The 20,023-nt window shown below is 66.8% G+C and carries 15 protein-coding genes and 1 pseudogene; 5 read left to right on the forward strand and 11 right to left on the reverse strand.

Annotated features, from left to right (window positions below; genetic code table 11):
* Positions 1–17: 17 nt before the first annotated feature.
* Complete coding sequence (locus DID96_RS31100) at positions 18–1,220, reverse strand: LLM class flavin-dependent oxidoreductase (protein ID WP_409333828.1); 1,203 nt, start codon at positions 1,218–1,220, stop codon at positions 18–20.
* Positions 1,221–1,442: 222 nt separating this feature from the next.
* Positions 1,443–3,059 carry an ABC transporter substrate-binding protein gene (locus DID96_RS31105; RefSeq protein WP_124603057.1) on the reverse strand — a complete coding sequence of 539 codons (1,617 nt, stop codon included), beginning with the start codon at positions 3,057–3,059 and terminating at the stop codon, positions 1,443–1,445.
* A 307-nt stretch (positions 3,060–3,366) separates the two neighbouring features.
* Here DID96_RS31105 and DID96_RS31110 point away from each other — a divergent pair, with 307 nt between their 5' ends.
* The 4 genes from DID96_RS31110 to DID96_RS31125 are packed head-to-tail and all read left to right on the forward strand — an operon-like array spanning position 3,367 to position 8,696.
* Complete coding sequence (locus DID96_RS31110; RefSeq protein ID WP_124603058.1) at positions 3,367–4,971, forward strand: ABC transporter substrate-binding protein; 1,605 nt, start codon at positions 3,367–3,369, stop codon at positions 4,969–4,971.
* Positions 4,972–4,990: 19 nt separating this feature from the next.
* The gene (locus DID96_RS31115; protein WP_124603059.1) at positions 4,991–5,971 is read left to right on the forward strand and encodes an ABC transporter permease; all 981 of its coding nucleotides are present in this window, start codon (positions 4,991–4,993) and stop codon (positions 5,969–5,971) included.
* A 37-nt stretch (positions 5,972–6,008) separates the two neighbouring features.
* Entirely contained in the window at positions 6,009–6,977 is a 969-nt protein-coding gene (locus tag DID96_RS31120) for an ABC transporter permease (protein WP_124603060.1), read from the forward strand.
* Between the two features lie 9 nt (positions 6,978–6,986).
* Positions 6,987–8,696 carry an ABC transporter ATP-binding protein gene (locus tag DID96_RS31125; RefSeq protein ID WP_124603061.1) on the forward strand — a complete coding sequence of 570 codons (1,710 nt, stop codon included), beginning with the start codon at positions 6,987–6,989 and terminating at the stop codon, positions 8,694–8,696.
* Positions 8,697–8,731: 35 nt separating this feature from the next.
* Here DID96_RS31125 and DID96_RS31130 read toward each other — a convergent pair whose 3' ends face one another.
* Both DID96_RS31130 and DID96_RS31135 read right to left on the reverse strand, forming a co-directional pair.
* A complete protein-coding gene (locus DID96_RS31130; RefSeq protein ID WP_124603062.1) occupies positions 8,732–9,916 on the reverse strand; it encodes a porin in 1,185 nt (394 codons plus the stop codon).
* A 671-nt stretch (positions 9,917–10,587) separates the two neighbouring features.
* A complete protein-coding gene (locus DID96_RS31135; RefSeq protein WP_124603063.1) occupies positions 10,588–12,144 on the reverse strand; it encodes a jacalin-like lectin in 1,557 nt (518 codons plus the stop codon).
* 325 nt (positions 12,145–12,469) lie between these two features.
* Here DID96_RS31135 and DID96_RS31140 point away from each other — a divergent pair, with 325 nt between their 5' ends.
* Positions 12,470–13,087: a pyridoxamine 5'-phosphate oxidase family protein gene (locus tag DID96_RS31140; RefSeq protein ID WP_409333829.1), complete on the forward strand. Its 618-nt coding sequence runs from the start codon at positions 12,470–12,472 to the stop codon at positions 13,085–13,087.
* 267 nt (positions 13,088–13,354) lie between these two features.
* On the opposite strand, the gene DID96_RS31145 is transcribed toward DID96_RS31140, so the two are convergent.
* The 7 genes and pseudogenes from DID96_RS31145 to DID96_RS31175 form a co-directional block, all read right to left on the reverse strand.
* On the reverse strand, positions 13,355–14,302 hold the full coding sequence (locus tag DID96_RS31145; protein ID WP_124603065.1) for a TauD/TfdA family dioxygenase: 948 nt from the start codon (positions 14,300–14,302) through the stop codon (positions 13,355–13,357).
* Positions 14,303–14,390: 88 nt separating this feature from the next.
* Positions 14,391–15,344 carry a TauD/TfdA family dioxygenase gene (locus DID96_RS31150; protein WP_124603066.1) on the reverse strand — a complete coding sequence of 318 codons (954 nt, stop codon included), beginning with the start codon at positions 15,342–15,344 and terminating at the stop codon, positions 14,391–14,393.
* 140 nt (positions 15,345–15,484) lie between these two features.
* Entirely contained in the window at positions 15,485–16,015 is a 531-nt protein-coding gene (locus tag DID96_RS31155; RefSeq protein WP_124603067.1) for a c-type cytochrome, read from the reverse strand.
* Between the two features lie 55 nt (positions 16,016–16,070).
* Positions 16,071–17,309: pseudogene (gene soxC, locus DID96_RS31160) on the reverse strand (sulfite dehydrogenase); the annotation flags it as partial.
* Between the two features lie 127 nt (positions 17,310–17,436).
* Positions 17,437–18,276 carry an ABC transporter ATP-binding protein gene (locus DID96_RS31165; protein ID WP_124603069.1) on the reverse strand — a complete coding sequence of 280 codons (840 nt, stop codon included), beginning with the start codon at positions 18,274–18,276 and terminating at the stop codon, positions 17,437–17,439.
* 60 nt (positions 18,277–18,336) lie between these two features.
* Complete coding sequence (locus tag DID96_RS31170; protein ID WP_124603070.1) at positions 18,337–19,185, reverse strand: ABC transporter permease; 849 nt, start codon at positions 19,183–19,185, stop codon at positions 18,337–18,339.
* Positions 19,182–20,015, reverse strand: coding sequence for an ABC transporter permease (locus DID96_RS31175; protein WP_124603071.1), 834 nt, complete (start codon positions 20,013–20,015; stop codon positions 19,182–19,184). The genes DID96_RS31170 and DID96_RS31175 overlap by 4 nt, the downstream gene beginning before the upstream one ends.
* Between the last annotated feature and the right edge of the window lie 8 nt (positions 20,016–20,023).

Consider the following 20,023-nt stretch of genomic DNA (forward strand, 5'->3'; position numbering starts at 1 on the left):
CGTCGTCGGTCGCGGCGTCAGCGCCGCAGGCCGGCTTCGCGGAGCAGCGGCAGCACGCGCTCTCCGAAGAAGTCGAGATCGGGCTTGAAGTCGTAGAAACTCAACTGCACGCCGTCGATGCCGGCGCGATGCAGTCGCAGGATGTAATCGACGACTTCCTCCGGCGAACCGGTGATCGACACGTTGCCACCGATCGCGCGCGCGGCTGCCTGCGAGCGCTGCTCGAAGCCGCCGCGCCACGCGTGCGCGTCGCTGTCGAAGCGGTGGAAGCTGCCTTCGTCCGCGTGCGCGACGATTGCGTCACGGTATGCGCGCGCCTCGGCCGGCGTCTCGCGGCAGATCACGAGCGGATTCAGCAGCGTGCGAATCGTCCGGCCATGCGCGGCTGCGGCGGCCTTCACGCGCGCGGTGTGCGCGGGCAGCGCGTCGAGCGCACGATCGATGTCCGGGCCGGCCGGGCTCGTGATGAACACGACGTCCGAATAGCGCGCGGCGAATGCGATGCCGGCGTCGGAGCCGGTCGCGTTGATCAGCAGCGGGCGGCCATAGCGCGGCTTCGGCGTGACGAACGCGCCGTTCAGGCGCCAGCTCGACAGCGCTGGCTCGAAGCTGAAGTTGTCCGGCTGCGCCCAGAGCTGCTGGACCGCGTCGAGGAATTCGGCGGCCAGCTCGTAGCGCCGGTCGTGCTCGATCCGGTGCCAGCCGAACATCTCGTGCTCGATCGCGCGATGGCCGGTCACGACATTGATCCCCCAGCGCCCGCGCGAGATGTGGTCGAGCGTCGCGGTGAACTTCGCGAAATGCAGCGGATGCCACGGTCCGTAGAGCACATGGCTCGTCGCAGCGAGGATGATGCGTTCGGTGCGTGCGGTCAGCGCGGCGAGCGTCATGAACGAATCGAGCGCCTGGCCATTGAATACGCCGCCGTACCCGCCCTTCGGCAGCCACTGCGACAGCGCGAACACGAGATCGAAGCCGAGCGCCTCGGCCTTCTCGACGAGCACGGCGTTGTAGTCGAACGACCAGTCGGTCGTGCGCGGTAGCGTCGACGCGCTCCAGCCGCCGGCCTGGATCGGCAGGAACAGCCCGAGCATCAGCGGCTGCGCAAACGCGCGTGATACGGGGCTGTTCGGGAATTCGGCCGGCGAACGGACGTCGACGAAGGAGGGCTGGGTGGCAAAAGGGACGCTGCGCTCGGCCAGTGGGGTGTCGCTCACGATGGGTGTCCTGTGCGGTGCGCCGCGCGGCATGCGCGAACGCTCAAGCGGCGAAAGCGGTGCCGACGCGACGATGCGGATGCAACGCGCTGTGCTTCGCTTCCGGCCCGAAAAGTTAAGCATGCGAAGCATCAATTCGCCAAAGAACGATTTCTGATTTTCTATTGAGCGAGCGGGCTGCACGGGCAGCCCGTCCGCACGGCTGCGTACCCGCTTCGCCCGCGCTCAGGATGCCAGCCACACGTCCGCCAGCGAGCCGTTCAGCCCTGTCGCCGTCGTCGTATGGTCCTGCACGCGGCGGTTCGCGATCGTCACCTGCTTGAGCGCGACGAGGTTGATGTCCGGCAACTCGTCTTCGACGATTTGCTGGAAGCGCTTGAACAGGTCGAGCCGCCGCGCGGCATCCGATTCGATGGCCGCGGCCTCGAGCAGCTGATCCACTTCCGGGTTCACGTAGTGCGAGCCGTTCGAGAACGGCACCCCACGCTTGAAATTCTGCGACCAGTACAGACGCTGCACGCCCGCCGTCGGATCGAAGAAATTGCCCATCGAATTGTTCGTGAAATCGAACGCACGGTCCGTGTAGACGCGGCGGATGTAGGTCGGAAAATCCTGCGCGCGGATCGTCACGTCGATCCCGACACGCGCCAGCGCGGATCTCACGTAGTCGGCGACGCGCCTGAACCCATCGCCGTAGGGCAGGAAGTCGTGCGTCAGCGCGAAGCGCTTGCCGTTGGCTCCGCGCGGGTAGCCCGCCGCGTCGAGCAATGCTTCCGCGCGCCTCGGATCGTACGGATACGGTGACGGGCGCGGATCGTGGAACGGCGAGCCGGGTGCGATCGGCGTCGGCGATTCGGCAGCGTAGCCGTACCAGATCGTGTTGCGGATCACGTTGCGGTCGAGCGCGTGCGCGATCGCCTGGCGCACCGGCAGCTTGCCGAGCACCGGATGATCGAGATTGAACTCGATCCGCGTCTGTGTGATCGAGTACTCATAGCCGCGCGTTTCCAGCCCGAGTTTCGGGTTCGCGCTCAGCCGCGCGAGTTCCGACAGCGGCACCGGGCTCTCGCCGCCGAGATCGACGGTGCCCGACTCGAATGCCACCGCCCGCGCGGCCGCGTCGGGGATGAACTTGACGATCAGCGTGTCGATGTATGGCTTGCCAGCATCCCAGTAGTCCGGGTTGCGCTCGTAGACGACGTGTGAGCCGCGCACCCATTCCTTGAAGCGGAACGGACCGGTGCCGACCGGCGCGTTGTTGTTCGGGTGGGACGCCACGTTCTGCGCGGTCGCGTCCTTGTACAGGTGTTTCGGCACGATCGGCGATTCGGCGGCGTCGAACGCGCGCAGCAGGTACGGTGACGGCTTCGACAGGACGACTACGACGGTCCAGTCGTCCGGCGTGCGCACGTCGGCGACGTTCGCGAACGTGCCGCGCCCGCGCGGATGCGCGCCCTTGAGCAGGCCGATCGAGAACGCAACGTCGGCCGACGTGAATGGCCGGCCATCGTGCCACTTGACGCCGCGGCGCAGCGTGAAGCGGTATTGCAGGCCGTCCGGGCTGACCTGCCACGCGGTGGCGAGCTGCGGCTTCGGCTTCAGGTCGAATCCATACGCGAGCAGGCCTTCGTTCGTTTTGGCACTGGTCTTCAGCGTCGAGCCGGCCGTGTTCGCGATCGACAGCAGCGTCGGCGGCTCCGGTTCGACGAGCAGCGTCAGCACGCCGCCGCGGCGGGGCGGCGCGCCGGCCGCCAGTGCGCGCGGCACGGCGAATGAAAACGGTGCGGTGGCGAGAAGCGCGCCGGTCAGCGCGACGAAGTGGCGGCGATCGTGACGTGGCATGGGCGGTAGCGGTATCGGCGAGTGGATGGTGGCCACATGGTGCGTCGTTTGCGACGGCCGCCGAACCAAGCATTTTTGCTATGGATAGCTGCCGCGCGCAGGATGCCGCGCAAGCGCCGGAAGCGCCGCGTGCGCGTCGTCGACGCCTGTCGTCGCGCGTGCCCGCTTGCCCGTTCGCGGCGCCGTCATAACGATAGCTGCAACGATTGGTTCGTGCGCCCGGAGCGGATTGCTAGGATTTTTCGTCCGCCTGCCGCGTTCGACGCACGCAGGCCCGGCTTGATCCCGGCAATCGGAACGTTATCAAATGGCACGTCTGACCCGTCGCGAGTTTCTCATTGCATCCGGCGCCGCGCTCGCGGGCGCGGGCCTCCCGCAGGCCGCACAGGCGCAGGCGCCCGGCGCGGCGCGCCCGCGCGGCGGCACGCTGAACGTGTTGATCAATCCCGAGCCGACGGTGCTCGTGTCGCTGTTCCAGACCACCGGGCCGACGCTGGCCGCAAGCTCGAAGGTGCATGAAGGCCTGCTCGCTTATGACTTCGACCTGAAGCCGAAGCCGCAGCTCGCCACCGCGTGGCAGGTCAGCCCGGACGGCCTGCAATACCGCTTCACGCTGCGTCGCGGTGTCAGATGGCACGACGGCCGCCCGTTCACGTCGGCCGACGTCGCGTTTTCGATCGAGCTGCTGAAACAGCTGCATCCGCGCGGCCGCAGCACGTTCGCGAACGTGACGAAGGTGCTCGCGCCCGATCCTTACACGGTGGCCGTCGAGCTGTCGAAGCCGGCGCCGTTCCTGATCCGGGCGCTGTCGGCCGGCGAGTCGCCGATCGTCGCGAAGCACCTGTATGAGACGGGCGACCCGCTGTCCAATCCGCGCAACCACGCGCCGGTCGGCACCGGTCCGTTCCGCTTCCGGTCGTGGACGCGTGGCGCGAGCATCGTCTACGAACGCAACCCGGACTACTGGGATGCCGGCAAGCCGTACATCGACGCGCTAGTCTACAAGGTGATCCCCGATCCCGCCGCGCGCTCGGCGGCGTTCGAGACGGGTGCGCTCGACCTGGGCGGCGAGAACCCGGTGCCGCTGACCGACCTCCCGCGCCTGTCGACGCTGCCGCACCTCGCGGTCGACACGCGCGGCTATCGCTTCCTCGCGCCGCAGGCGGAGATCGATTTCAATCTCGCGCATCCGATCCTGAAGGATCGGCGCGTGCGGCAGGCGATCGCACACGCGATCAACGTGCAGGTCGTGCAGAAGACCGTCGCCTACGGTTACGCCGACGTGTCCCCGACGCCGATCACGCCCGCATCGACGTATCACGACGCGCAGCTCGCGCCGGTCGCATTCGATCCGGCCACGGCCGAGGCGCTGCTCGATGCGGCCGGCTACCCGCGCAGTGCGGGCGGCACGCGCTTCGCGCTGACCCACGACTACCTGCCGTACGGCGACCTGTATCGCCGGCAGGCCGATTACGTGAAATCCGCGCTCGCGCGCGTCGGAATCGACGTGACGGTCCGTTCCCAGGATTTGCCGTCGTTCCTGAAGCGCGTGTACACCGATCGCCAGTTCGACTTCACGAGCATCGGCGTGAACACGCTGTTCGATCCGAGCGTCGGCGTGCAGCGTCTGTACTGGTCGAAGAACATCCGGCCCGGGGTGCCGTTCTCGAACGCGCCGCATTACAGCAATCCCGACGTCGACCGCCTGCTCGAGGCGGCATCGACCGAACTCGACGAGCGCCGCCGCGTGTCGCTGTACCGGCAGTTCCAGCAAGCGGTCAGCCGCGACCTGCCGATCCTGAATCTGATCGCGCCGCGGATGGTGACGCTCGCGAACCGCCGCGTGCACGACCACACGGTGACGGCCCAAGGCCTCGAAGGCAATCTCGCCGACGTCTACCTGAGCGCCTGATGAAGAGGAGAGCGCCCCGATGAACCGACACGCACGCTGGCGCACGATCCTGCGCCGCACCGCCTGGCAGGCGATGCCGACCGTGGTCGGCATCGTGATCGTCAATTTCTTCCTGCTGAAGCTGATGCCCGGCGACGCCGCCGACGTGATCGCCGGCGAGGCCGGCTCCGCGACCGTCGAGACGATGACGATGCTGCGCGCGAAGTTCGGTCTCGACCAGCCCGTGCTGCACCAGCTCGTGGCGTACCTCGCGCACCTGTCGCACTTCAGCCTCGGCTATTCGCCGCGTTACGACATGCCGGTGATGCCGCTGATCCTGTCGCGGCTGCCGAACACGTTGCTGCTGATGGTCGTCGCGCTGTCGCTCGCGCTCGCCGTCGGCGTCGCGCTCGGCGCGGTGATGGCGCACTGGGCCGGCAAGTGGCCGGACCGCGTGCTGTCCGTGTTCGCGCTGCTGTTCTATTCGACGCCCGGATTCTGGATCGGCCTGCTCGCGATCGTGCTGTTCTCGGTGCGCCTCGGCTGGCTGCCGAGCGGCGGCAACGTGACGATCGGCGCGCACCTGACCGGCTTCGCGTATCTGGCCGACGTCGCGCGACATGTGCTGCTGCCGGCCCTGACGCTGTCGACGTTCTTCGTCGCAATCTATGCGCGGCTCACGCGCGCCGCGATGCTCGAAGTGCAGCGGCAGGATTTCGTGCGCACCGCGCAGGCCAAGGGGCTGCATCCGTGGCGCGTGACCGTGGGGCACGTGCTGCGCAATGCGCTCGTGCCGCTGACGACCGTCGTCGGCATGCATTTCGGCACGCTGCTCGGCGGCGCGGCCGTCACCGAAACCGTGTTCAGCTGGCCGGGGCTCGGCCGGCTCGCGCTCGATGCGGTGCTCGCGCGCGATTTCAGCGTGCTGCTCGGCGTGCTGCTGCTGTCGTCGATGCTGGTGATCGTCGCGAACGCGCTGGTGGACCTGCTGCAGGCATGGCTCGACCCGCGAGTCGCGTGATGCATCGTTCGTCTTTTTTGTCGCGGAGAGACGTGCCATGAGTGCCGATTCGTCGAATTTCAACCCAGTTGCCGGCCAGGATAGGCCGATCGGCTCGCCGTGGCGGCGCCAGCTCGCCGGCGCGCTGTTCGGCCGCCATGGCGCAGGCGCGTCCGCCGCCGCCTCGGCGCGGCCGGGCGCGTGGCGGCTGCTGCTGCGCAATCCGTCCGCGTGCGCGGGGCTCGTGCTGCTGGCGGCATTCGTCGTGCTCGCGTTCGCCGCGCCAAAGCTGTATCCGGGCGACCCGCTCGACATGGTCGCGGCGCCGTTCGAATGGCCGGGCGCCGATCCGCAATTCTGGCTTGGCACCGATTCGCTTGGCCGCGACGTCGCGGCGGGCGTCGCGCACGGCACGCGCGTGTCGCTGCTGATCGGCGCGGCATCGGCCGCGATCGGCTTGGCGATCGGGACGCTCGTCGGTGCGATCGGCGGCTACTTCGGCGGGATCGTCGACGACGTGCTCGTGCGCGTGACCGAACTGTTCCAGACTGTGCCGTCGTTCCTGCTCGTGATCGTGATCGTTGCGATCGGCCGGCCGGACGTCGTCGTCATCGCGCTCGCGATCGGCATCGCATCGTGGCCGACCGTCGCGCGGATCGTGCGCGCCGAATTCCGCACGCTGCGGCGCGCGGATTTCGTGCTCGCCGCGCGCACGCAGGGCTTCGGCGACGCGCGCATCATCTTCGGCGAGATCCTGCCGAACGCGCTGCCGCCCGTGATCGTCACCGCATCGGTGATGGTCGCGAGCGCTATCCTTATCGAGTCGTCGCTGTCGTTCCTTGGCATGGGCGATCCGAACGTGGTGAGCTGGGGCGCGATGATCGGCTTCGGCCGCGACTCGCTGCGCACCGCGTGGTATCTGACTGCGATTCCGGGCGCCGCGATCGTGCTCGCCGTGCTCGCGCTCAACCTGCTCGGCGACGGCCTGAACGATGCGCTGAACCCGCGGCTGCGGCAACGGAACTGAGGATCAACGATGGCCACTCTGCTCGAAGTGCGCGATCTGCGCGTCGGTTTCGGCACGCACGAGGCGGTGCGTGGCGTGAGCTTCGACATCGCGGCCGGAGAGACGCTCGCGCTCGTCGGCGAATCCGGCTGCGGCAAATCGGCGACCGCGCTGTCGCTGATGCGCCTCGTGCCCGAGCCGGGCCGGGTGACCGGCAGCATCCGCTTCGACGGACACGATCTGCTCGCGCTGAAGCCCGCGCAGATCCGCGACATTCGCGGCCGGCAGATCTCAATGATCTTTCAGGAGCCGATGACGTCGCTCAATCCGGTGCTGCCGATCGGCGCGCAGATCGTCGAGACGCTGCGCCAGCACGAGTCGCTGTCGCAACGGGCCGCACACGCGCGGGCGGTCGAGCTGCTCGATCTGGTGCGGCTTCCGGAGCCGCAGCGCCGTGCGTTCGACTACCCGCACGAGCTGTCCGGCGGGCAGCGTCAGCGCGTGATGATCGCGATCGCAGTCGCCTGCCGGCCGCGGCTGCTGATCGCCGACGAGCCGACGACCGCGCTCGACGTGACGATCCAGTCGCACATCCTCGCGCTGCTCGATACGCTGCGTCGCGAGCTGTCGATGTCGCTGCTGCTGATTACCCACGATCTCGGCGTCGTTGCCGATCACGCGGATCGCGTCGCGGTGATGCTGGCCGGACGCAAGGTGGAGGAGGCGCCGGCGGCGGAGTTGTTCGCGCAGCCACGGCATGCATACACGCGGGGGCTCCTCGGCGCGTCGTTGAATCTCGCGGACGATCTGCACTATCGCGGATGGACGCTGCCGGAAATCCGGCACGGTGAGGCCGATGCCGAAGGTGGCTTCACCATCGTGCCGCGTACGGCGCGCACGGTGCCGCCCACGCCGGCCCCGGCGCGGCGCACACCGGCCGCAAACGATGTGCCGCCGCTGCTGGCGGTACACAATCTGCGCGTCGACTACGTGCAGCGGCAAAACAGGACGCCACTGCGCGCGGTAGACGACATCACGTTCGACATCGCGCGCGGCGAATCGGTCGGGCTCGTCGGTGAGTCGGGCTGCGGAAAATCGACGCTGTCGCGCGCGATCATGCGCGTCGCGCCAGTTGCTCAGGGCGAGATCCGGCTGAACGGAAAGGACCTGGTGCCGCTCGCGGAGCGTGCGCTGCGTCCATTGCGGCGGCAGATTCAGATGGTGTTCCAGGATCCGTACGCGTCACTGAATCCGCGCCGGACGGTCGCGCAGATTCTCGACACGGCGCTCGCGGTCAACGGCGTGGCCGACGCCGCGGCGCGCCGTTCGCGCGTGCGGACGATGCTCGACCGCGTGCGCCTGCCGTCGACGGCGCTCGACCGGTTCCCGCACGAGTTCTCCGGCGGACAGCGGCAACGGATCGCGATCGCGCGGGCGCTGGTGCTCGAACCGTCGCTGCTGATCTGCGACGAGCCGGTGTCGGCGCTCGACGTGTCGATCCAGGCGCAGATCCTGAACCTGCTTGTCGAGCTGAAGGAACAGCTTGGCCTCGCGTTCCTGTTCATTTCGCACGACCTGTCGGTTGTCCGCTATATCGCGGACCGCGTGCACGTGATGCAGCACGGCCGGATCGTCGAGAGCGGCGACCATCGCGACATCTGGCGCGCGCCGCAGCATCCGTACACGCGCACGCTGCTCGACGCGATACCGGGGCGGAAGCTCGACGTGCAGGCGGCCTGAAGCGCGGCGGCGATCGCCGCCGCGACGGACAACCGTCAGAACTTCACGCGCAGCCCGCCGACGACGGCCACCTGGCGGTTCGTCGACGACGCGCTGCCGATGTTCGCGATCGACGCGATCGCCCGGTAGCCGCCGGGCGTTGCCGTGCTCGGATCGCCGGCCGCGAGCTGATAGATGCCCGACAGATACAGATCGGTGCGCTTCGACAGCGCATAGTCGAAGCCGAGCGTGAACTGGTGCCAGCGCGGCTTGGGCGTCTGGCCGCCGGTGCCGCGCAGCCCGCTTGCGCGGCCGTCGGTGAACGTGTACACGCCGATCAGCGTCGCCGCCGGTGTAAGCTGGTAGCGCGCGTTCACGTCGTAGTTGTTGAACTTGCGCGACGAGCCGTCGAGATAGTCGAGCTGCGTGTGGCTCCACGCGAAGCCGAGCGTGGCGCGGCCGAGCATGTAGTTCGCGCCCGCGACGCCGATCTGCTGCTTGAGCACGCCGCCGTTCAGCCCGTAGAAGAACGCCCCGCTGTAGTCGTTGCCGGTCGTGCTCGTCGCGCCGCCGACCGCGCCCGTCGTATTCGACGTCGCATTCGGATGATTGAGGCGTACGTAGCCCGCACCCACCGACAGCGGGCCGCTCACGTAGTTCGCAGACACGCCCCACGCGCTGTTGTTCGAGAAGCCCGTGCCGGCGCCGCCATTCGCCTGGTTGCTGAACGCGTACAGCAGGTCAGCCGTGAAGCCGCCGATCGTGTCGCTGCGGAACTTCACCGCGTTGTTCACCCGGAAGCTCTGGTTCAGGTTGTCGTTGTCGCCCACATGGGTCGCCGCCGACCAGAACCCCGACCCCGCGTACTGGGCGACCAGATCGGCAAGCGGCTCGTACTGCCGACCGAACGTCAGCGTGCCGATGCCCGTCTTGCCGAGGCCGACGTACGCGGATCGGCCGAACAGGCGGCCGCCCTGGCCGAGCGTGCCGTCGCTCGGCTTGAAGCCGCTTTCGAGCGTGAAGACGGCCTTCAGCCCGTTCCCGAGATCTTCGGTGCCCTTCAGGCCCCAGCGGCTGCCGCTCAGCTTGCCGCTCGTCTGCTGGATATTGCTCGCGCCGCCCTGATTGTTCGTATACGCGATGCCTGCATCGACCAGACCGTACAGCGTGACCGAGCTTTGCGCGTGTGCGTTGATCGACGCGATCGAAACCAAACCTGCCGTCAGCAATTTGTTGTTCATCGAGGTCCTTCGTTTTTCATGAGGATGTTTGCGAGGAGCCCGATGCTATTGATTCCAACATGCCGAATGAATGATCGATCGCTGAATTGCAATCGTGCATGTCGCTGATTTGCAAATGCCGATGCCAACCCGCCGATGAATGCGCCGTGATCGCGTCGGCGCCACACGCTGTCGCCGGCATACCGCGTCGATGACGGACTCGAAACGCCGGAAAACCTGCGACGGATTGATATCGATAGGCGAATTGATTCGGAGTGCGTGGCATGCCAGGTGATGTTTTTGTGCAACGGATGCGGGCGCGCCGTGCGGCCGATACGGCAGTCGTGCACTTGCATGACGATGGAGGAATTGGTTGTTTGGCGGGTACGGGGAGGGCCGGTAAAGTCACGAATCCGGCCGGCGCGTGCCGAGCTCATCGACGTCCGGCGGGTCGGGTTCGAGCGGCCGTGCCACGCGGTGATCTGGATCGACTACGTTACCCCGGGCCGACTGTGAGGCCAGGTCGATCGCTGCATGAGTTGCTGAACGTGGAAACGAGGCAGGGTCGTGCCGAATTCGGATTGGCGGACGGTCAACGTAGCGGCGGTGTAAGCCGATGACGTCATGACCCCGCGCATCGCGCGTGGGAGAGGCTGCCGCCTCTCCCGTGTTACTGCGAGCGTGAAGACCGGTCAATGCGCCCACTTCGCCGCTTGCAGCGTTGCGTAAACCGCCTCGACCTGATCGAGGTATCGGCCGCTGCGCCCGCTGAAGCCCAGCACGACGCTGCCTGCTGGAACGCCCCAGCTGTACGGAGACCCGCCGTCGCCACCACCGCCGATACTGCGGTTGTCGCTGATGGTCACGCGCAGTTGATCGGTATATTGACCGGCACGGCCGCGCAGGCTGGTCACGAACTGGCCCGGCAACAGCGTCAACGTCTGGCTCAATCCGCCGCCGCCGCCGCCGTGGTTTGCGGTCCGGCGCGTACCGTCCTTGTCGATGTACGTGACGATCAGCGCATCGACATAACCCCCGCTGCGCAACTGGACGCTGCTGATGCGCGTCTGGCGCTGCAGATAGGTATTGACGTCGACGTCATAGAACGGATCGCCGCCGTCGCCGCCATGCACGGGAGACTCGGCAATCTGATACTGGAGTTGCGGCGTACCCAGTTCCAGCGACGGAAGCGGGGGGCGCTTGAACGACGCGGTAGGATCGTTGATATAGGTTTCCAGCTGATCGTTGATGGCCTTGATGTCGCTCCAGACCACCTTCCCGGCTTCGCTCACCTTCGCATCGCTGTAGTCCCCGTAGAATCGGTAGACGGCTTGAAGCCAGTCGATCTGGTTATCGAGCTGAACCACCTTCGCCAGATCGTCGGCGAGGCCCGACGCAGCGCGATCGCCCACCAGGTAGGTTCGATTATGGGCGATAGGCTCGAAACTTCCCACCCCCGGCACATGCTCATAACCCGTCGAGCCGAACGACAGTATGGACGGTGCGTCGATCGGTATGCCGGGAAAATCGAGCGCATACTGAATCAGCGTTTCCGGAGCCGGCAGTTTCGGATTGGCGATTCCGGCCACGTTCTGATTGAATGAAATGCGCACCTGGGTTTTCTTCGTCACGAGATCCAGTTTGGCCTGGAGGTCGCCGCTCACGGTGCCGAATTCGAAGATGCCGTTGGCCTTCAATTCAGCGGTGACGCTGTTCTGTTCCTCGCGGGTTTGCGCATAGAACGTGTACACGGCGTAGTACTCGGAACCGATGGTTTGCGACGAAATGAACGCGTCGCCGTAGCTGCGGAAGAAACTGCGCAGCTGATCATTGCCCACCGGAGGAGGAACGTCGTTCTTGAGCCTGAACGCAGTCGCCGTTTCCACGCCCTTGACGTGGCGGGCATGCACGACGATGTTCAAGCTGTACGTCGTCAGGTTCAGCTGACGCACGAAGTCGCTTTTCTCGCTGACGCTCCCGAACGGACCGAATCCAACTGATACGGATTGCGAAATATCAAGGGCCTGATAAAGCGTTTCCGTGTCGAGTGCGACCTGATAGAAGACCGAGCTCGATCCGCCGTTGGTGACCTGTGTGCCTTCCACGGCAGTCGATACGCCGTAGCCGTTCACGCTGTCGTAGCCCTGGAACAGACTGGCCGGCGGTGGCGGGACAAAGAAATCGATTGCAGCAAGTTCATCAGTCGTCGGAATCTTTGCTAGCGAAGGTGTTTCGAGAATAGCTCCCATGATGCTCGCTCCGTAAGTGCGGTTTAGTGATCTGAAACGTTTCAGAATGACCTTCGTGATTATTCACTCCGGATTGGCTTTCGCCGACCTGGAGTCAGAAATATATGCACGGGCGAACGGATCGGATCGATTATTTTTTCATGACGTTATACGTCTTTGTTCTTTTTTCTCCGCGACACATACGAAGGCGACACGCTTCGCGAGTACTTGGGGCTGACGTGATGCCGCATCGCGGAACGGCATGACGCCCGCGCGTGCGGCCTGCGCTAGTATGTCCGTTCGTTTCCGGACCGATCCTGCCTTATTCCGCAATCAGGAGAACCTCATCGTGGAGCATGACGTCGCCACTGTCGAGCAGCTCGAGTTGATCTACGGCAAGCCGCACGAATGCGCGCTATGGAAGGAAATCGACTTCCTCAACGACGACTATCAGGCGTTCGTTCGCGCGTCGCCGTTCGTCGTGCTTTCGTCGGTGGGGCCGCATGGCACGGACTGTTCGCCGAGAGGCGATCCGGCCGGCTTCGTAGCGATCTTCGATGCGTGCACGCTGGTGCTGCCGGACCGGCAGGGCAACAATCGCATCGACACGCTACGCAATATCGTCGCCGATCCGCGCGTGTCGCTGCTGTTCCTGATTCCCGGCATCGGCGAAACGCAGCGGGTCAACGGGCGTGCGCGAATCACGACCGAGCCCGGCGTGCTCGCGCGCTTCGACATGCACGGCAAGCAGCCGCGCACGGCGATTGTCGTGACGGTCGACGCCGTCTATTTCCATTGTTCGAAGGCGATCGTCCGATCGGGGCTCTGGAATCCGGACGCGCAGATCGAGCGCAGCCGGCTGCCGAGCGCCGGCGTGATGCATCGCCGGTTGAGCGGCGGCGGCTTCGACGGCGAGACCTACGATCGGGAGCTACCCGCGCGGACGCTGGCCGGGCTGTATTAGCCGGATTGTGCCACCGCGAACGGGTTGGCGGACAGGCGAGCGCGGAGTGCTCGCGCAGGATGGCGCCCTCGTAGTCGCCGAGCCGGAACGACGGCGAGGGCGCGAGCACCAGCTCGGAAGCATGAAGGCTTCAGTGCTGAATGTGCACGACAGCCTCGCGGATGTCGACGGCTTTCAGAATGAGTCGGCGCTGCGTTCGCCTTCGGCCTGCGGCGCGCTGCCACCGTCGGCTCCGCGACGTGAAGCGACGCGGGCGGCCTGTTTTCGTCAGTTGAGCGCAGTCGCGGCCGCCGCGACGACTGGCGAACCGGAGAGTGCATTGGACGCTGCACCGTCAGGGCCGACCGGAATGTCGCCGACGAGCGTGGTGCGGTAGAGCTGGCGGTCGAACTCGAGGTCGAAGATATCGGTCGGCGCAAGATGGGCCGTCGAGCGATTGTCCCAGAACGCGACGCTGCCCGGCTCCCACTTGAAGCGCACCGTGAATTCGGGGCGCGTGATGTGTTCCCACAGTAGTTCGAGCAGTACCTCGCTCTCGCGCGGCGCGAGACCGACAACCGACTTCAGAAAGCTTGGGCTCACATAGAGCGCCCGTTCGCCGGTCTCGGGATGCACGCGCACGAGCGGATGCTCTGCGACGAGTGTATTCGCCCGAACCGCGTCGTTGAATGCGGCACTGGCCGCGGCGCCCGCCGGCGCCGCGAAGCGATGAATGCCACGCAGGCCATCGACGAAGCGCCGAAGCGGCGCCGACAAGGTCTCGTAAGCACGCACCAGATTGGTCCACTGCGTGTCGCCGCCGTATGCCGGAATGGTGACGCCGCGCAGGATCGATGCCCATGGCGGATTGACGGCCGCGGTGACGTCAGTGTGCCAGCCGGTCCACGGCCGCCTGAGCGGCTCGCCGTCGAAGCGTGTTGCTTTGCGGTACTTGGAGATGGAGTAGACCTCCGGGTACCCGTCCACGTGGCCGAACACCGGATGCCCGCGCGTCAGCTCACCGAAGTGCGCGGCGAACGCAACGTGTTGCTCGTGTGTGAGCGATTGCTCGCGAAAGAACACGACGCGCCACTTGAGCAGAGCGGCGCGGATCTCGTGGATTTCATGAGCGCCCAGCGGCTGAGTGAGATCGACGCCGCGAATTTCGGCGCCGATATGGGCGGACTGCGGAATGACATCGACCGGTCCGGACTGCGACGCGGTTACGGCGCTCATGCAATGCTCCTTGCAGAATGAGATGAAGAGACCTTCCGGTCGCCACGGCTACCGCAGGGCGACGGCACAGCGAGGCGGCGCGAAACTGTCACTGCAGCGTCGCGCCGCGGCCCTTGAGCGTGACGCTGCTCCGGCCGTCCACACCGACCGGCACGTCGCCATGCACCGTCGCGCGTCGTACGATGCGTCGCGCGCCGCCATAGTCGTTGATCGCATAGTGCTGTGTGGCGCGGTTGTCCCAGATCGCTACGTCGCCTTCGCGCCAACTCCAGCGAACAGTGTTCTCGAGACGGGTCACGTGCTCGTGGAAGATCTGCAGCAGATTCGCGGAGTCGCGCGTGGAGAGCCCTTTCAGGCGCTGCACGAAATGTCCGAGCACGAGCGTGCGCTCGCCGGTCTGCGGATGAACGCGAACGACGGGATGCTCGGTCTCGTACACCGTCGACGTGAACACTTCACGGTAGCGTTTGAGTTGCGCGTCGTCGGCGTTAACGTGCGACGACGCGTAGTCGTACGCATTGGTATGCACGGCCCGGAGCGTATCGGCGAGCGCGCGCAGCGGCTCGGGCAGGTCCGTGTACGCAGCGGCCGTATTCGCCCAGACGGTGTCGCCGCCCACGGGCGGAATCACGACCGCGCGCAGGATCGAAATCTTCGGGTACGCGTCGACGAACGTCACATCGGTGTGCCACGAATTTGCGCGCGCGCCGTGGGCGGAGTCGAGTTCGAGCAGGCGCGTGCTGCCTTCCACGGAGGGCACCGTCGGATGCGCGACCGTCTCGCCGAAGCGGCGTGCGAAGGCTTCCTGCGTGACATCGTCGAGATGCTGCTGATTCCGCAAGAAGATCACCTTATGCTGCAGCAGCGCGGCCGCCAGCGCGTCGAACGTCGCGTCGTCGAGCGTGGGCGACAGATCGACGCCCGAGATCTCGGCACCAATCCGTCCGGCGACCTGGCGAAGTGCGAACGGAAAGCGGATTGCGCCGGCAAGGGCGTGGGCGTCATGCGGCGACAGACGGTCGGCAAGCTGGGATTCGGACATCGGAAGTCTCCGTGGCGGGGGGAACGAGGGTTCATTCAAGCAGGGTATGTCACAAAACAGAACCGATGAATCATCAGAACCTTAGTTGGAAATCCTGCGCAATCGATATGACAACCGATGCTTGGCAGGCGGGCGCAGGATCACAGCGCGCCCGGACGCGGATCGGGCACGAACCCGTCGCGGTTGGGCATGCGCACCTTCGGCAGGGTCTTCGCGTCGAGCCGCGTGTCATCGGGCACCACCTGGTTCAGGTACAGGAGATAGGCAGTGACGGCGTAGACCTCGTCCGCACTGAGCGACTGCGGTGCGTTGTACGGCATCGCACGGCGGATGTAGTCGAAAAGGGTCGTCGCATACGGCCAGTAACTGCCCACCGTCTTTCTCGGCTTCGCGCTCGACAGCGTGCCGGCGCCGCCGAAGAGCGGATCCCCGATGCCGCCCTGGCCGGCGTCGCCGTGGCACATCGCGCAACGTGCGGCGAAGATCCCGCGGCCGTGCGCAACCGTGCCCGATCCGGCCGGGAGGCCGGTGCCGTCGGCACTCACGTCGATGTCCCATGACGCGATCGCCGAGCGATCCACCGGCTGGCCGAGGTCGAAACGCGCGGCAGCGGCAGTGACGCCAAACGCGCCGGTCACGACCGCCACGGAAATCGCAGTGCGCTTACGCATTGCGCACCTCGCCGTCCGCGTCCACGCGCCAGTTCTGGATGCCGTTGTAGTGATAGACGGTGTTGAGGCCGCGTGCGGCCACCAGTGCCTCGCGGGTCGGTTGCACGTAGCCCGTCTCGTCGACGGCGCGGCTTTGCAGGGCGGCGGGTTCACCACGCCAGGTCCAGTCGGCCTCGAAGCGCGTCAGCGCGCGATCGTGGGCCTCGCTCGTGAGCCGCGCCGCCTGCCAGATCCTGCCGCCGTCCGTCGACACGTCCACGCGGCGAATGCGGCCACGCCCGGACCATGCGTAGCCGCTGATCGGATAGTAGCCGTGCGAAGCCAGCCGGTGTCCGGCGGACGGGCGGGTGATGACGGATTTCGCGTCCATCTCGAAGACGAATTGCCGCGCGCAGCCATTCGGTAGCAGGCTCGTGTACTTCGACGTCTCTTCGCGCGTCATCACGGGAGTGCTCACGAGCTTCAGGCGGCGCAGCCATTTGATGTTCGTATTGCCCTCGAAGCCCGGCACGATCAGGCGCAGCGGGTAGCCGTTCTCAGGCCGCAGCCGCTCCCCGTTCTGCGCGTACACGACAAGCGCACGCTCGAGTATCCGGCCGAGGGGCAGGCTGCGCGTCATCGCAGCGCCATCGGCGCCTTCGGCGAGCAGCCAGCGCGCGTCCGGGGCCACGCCGGTTTCGTCGAGCAGCGTCGACAGCCGCACGGCTGTCCATTCGCAGCACGAGAGCAGGCCGTGCGTGAACTGGACCGGCAGCCCGCTCGGGCCGCTCCATTCGCTTCCGGTGTTGCCCGAACATTCGAGAAAGTGCACGCGCGATTCGGCCGGAAAGCGTAGCAGGTCGTCCATCGTGAACAGCCGCGGCTCGCGCACGAGGCCATGCACGACGAGGCGGTGCTGCTCGGGATCGATGGCCGGCACGCCGGCGTGGTGGCGCTCATACACGAGTCCGTTCGGCGTAATGGTGCCGGTGAGGTCGGCGAGCGGTGTCATGGACGAGCCGGCGCCCGGCAGCGCCGGCATTCGTGCGCTGCGCCGGATGACATCGCCTTCGCGTGGCGACGGCAAGCCGTAGGCCGGTGACAGCAGCGGAGCACCGGGCTCGAGCGTCCATGGCGGGACGGCGAGCGGTATCGCGGCGCCGGCTGCCTGCGCTTGTGCAGCCGGGAGCTGGCTCGCCGCCCATCCGCCGGCCAGGGTGCCCGCCAGGCGTCGCAGCACGCCCCGGCGGGCGGGACGCGCGGGCGACGAGGTTGAGTCGGGCACCGCGTGTTGCGGTGAGCGGTCGTTTGTCATCGGGTGGGCATCGTGAATCGGCCGGGCCGCGCAGCGCGTGGCCGTCGGGCGGACGGCCGCTCAGGCGCTGGCGCCCGCGTGCCGGTCCACGAGACGGGAACGGAAATGCCCGGAGGCTGGCGCCGTGTCATCGGTTCAGTTGCCGATCGTCGACGGGGCGCGCGGTGTCGCCCGCATTGCCGGCGCCGGCGTCGCCGCGCGGCGCAGCGTCTTCGTCGAATTCGGCGAGCACGGTTTCGCGCAGGCGCACGAACTCGGGCGCGTCACGGCGGCGCGGCCGCGGCAGGTTCACATCGAGCACGCGCGCGATCCGGCCCGGACGCGCCGCCATCGTGACGACGCGATCGCCCAGATACACCGCCTCCTCGACGTCGTGCGTGACGAGGATCATCGTGATGCGCTCCCGCTCCCAGATGCGCAGCAATTCGTTTTGCAGGCGCGCGCGCGTTTGTGCATCGAGTGCGCCAAACGGCTCGTCAAGCAGCAGCAGGCGGGGGCGGTTCACGAGGCCGCGCGCAATCGCGACCCGCTGCGCCATGCCGCCCGAGAGTTGGTGCGGATACGCGCGCGCAAAGTCCTGCAGCCCGACGAGCGCGAGGTGCTCGTCGACCGCGCGCCGCTTTGCCGCCGGGTCGAGCGGCGCATTGCGCAGCGCGGCCGCAACGTTTTGCTCGACGGTGAGCCATGGGAACAGCCGGTGGTCCTGGAACACGATGCCGCGTTGCAGCGACGTATCGCGCACGCGTTCGCCGCCGGCGACGATCTCGCCGGCATAGTCGGCGTCGAGGCCGGCGATGAGCCTCAGCAGCGTGGATTTGCCGCATCCGCTCGCGCCGACGATGCTGACGAATTCGCCCGCGCGCACGGGCAGCGAAACGTCATCGAGCACAGTGAGCGTCCTGTCCGGTTGCACGTAGTGTTTGCTGACGTGAACGATGTCGAGTGAGTCGGAAACGGCAGTAGTCATGGTAGTGGACGTTGGGCGAATGAATGTCGGACGGCGCGCTGAAGGCCGCGGAATACGGGGTTACGCGGGAGCGCCGCCGCGCCGCGCGAGCAGCTTGCGCTCGATGCGGCGGGCGAATGCATTGAGTGCCCAGCCGGTCAGCCCCACCACGACGATGCCGAACACCACCAGATCCATGCGGAACTGTTCACTGCCGTCGATGAGCGTGTTGCCGATGCCGCTGCCCGCGACCAGCAGGTACTCGGCACCGAGCGTCGCGAGCCACGAATAGATGAGCCCGAGATAGAGCCCCGTAAAGATCGACGGCAGCGCGGCCGGGAGGATCACATGGCGGATCAACTGCAGCCGCGAATAGCGCAGCGCGCGTGCGACGTCGACGTACCTGCGCGGCACCTCATGAATGCCGTCGCATGTGTGGGCGGCCACCGGCAGCAGTGCGGCAAGCGACAGGAATACGACCTTGGCCGCGTCGCCGAGGCCGAACCAGACGGAGATCAGCGGGATCCACGCGAACAGCGAGATCTGCTTGAATGTGTCGAAGCTCGGGCCGACCATCCGCGAGGCGATACGCGACAGCCCAAGTGCGCTACCGAGCAGCAGGCCGCCTGCGGTGCCGAGCGCGAACCCGCAGGCTTCGCGCGCGAGCGAGGCCGACAGCGAGCGCATGAGCGCGCCGCTCGTCCATTGGGCCCACGCCGTGTGCAGTACCGCGCCCGGACTGACGAAAAGGCCGCTGCGAATCGCATGGCTTGCCGCGAGCGCCCACCACAGCGCGAGGATCGTGAGCGGCAGCACGAGGCCGCGCCAGTCCGGCGCGCGTCGGCGCGATACGGCACGTGCCGGCGCCGCTTGGACGGAAGTCTGCAGGGGTTTGTTTCCCTGCGGATGACGGGTCGGGTTTGCACTCATTCACGGAACGCCGAAGGCTGCCCGCGGCGCAGGCGCGCCTCGAGCGCGTCGAGCAACCGGTTGATCAGATAGCCGATTGCACCCACAACCACGACCGCCGCCATGACGAGGTCCAGCTGGAACAGCTGGCGGCCGTACACGATCAGGTAGCCCAGTCCCTCCGACGAGGCGACGAGTTCAACGACGACAAGTGCGAGCCACGCTTTCGTGAACGCGAGCCGCACGCTGGTGGCGAGGGCGGGTACGGCAGCCGGCAGCACGACGAAGGCGATGCGCTGCCAACGCCCGTAGCCGAACACGCGCGCGACTTCGTCGAGCGCGACGGGCGTCTGGCGAAAGCCTTGCAGCGTGCCGAGCGTTACCGGCACGAGGGCCGCGTGGGCGATCAGCAGATACTTGAGCGGTTCGCCAACTCCGACGAGCAGCAGCAGAAAAGGCAGCCAGCCGAGCACCGGAATCTGCACGACGGCGTTGAAGCTCGGCAGCAGGTACGCCTCCAGCGTGCGCGACAGACCCATCGCGGTACCAATGAAAAGGCCGGCCAGCGTTCCGGCAGCGAAGCCGAGCAGCACGCGCTGCAGGCTGATCAGTGTGTTGCGCGCGAGGTCGCCACTCGTGGCGAGGTCGACGAGCGTGTGGTACACGTTCGCCGGTGGCGGCAGGATCTGCGGCGCGATCCAGCCGCGCTCGCTGCCGACACTCCAGAGCGTGACCAGCAGCGCCGGCAGCACCCATGGCGCAAGATGCCACAACCAGGTGCGCAACCACGCCCTCGCACGGGGTGCGGACGCAGACACGGTCGGCAACAGCGCAATTGCGGTATCGCTCATTGTGGTTC

The sequence above is a fragment of the Burkholderia sp. Bp8963 genome (assembly GCF_003854275.1).
Lineage (GTDB): Bacteria > Pseudomonadota > Gammaproteobacteria > Burkholderiales > Burkholderiaceae > Burkholderia.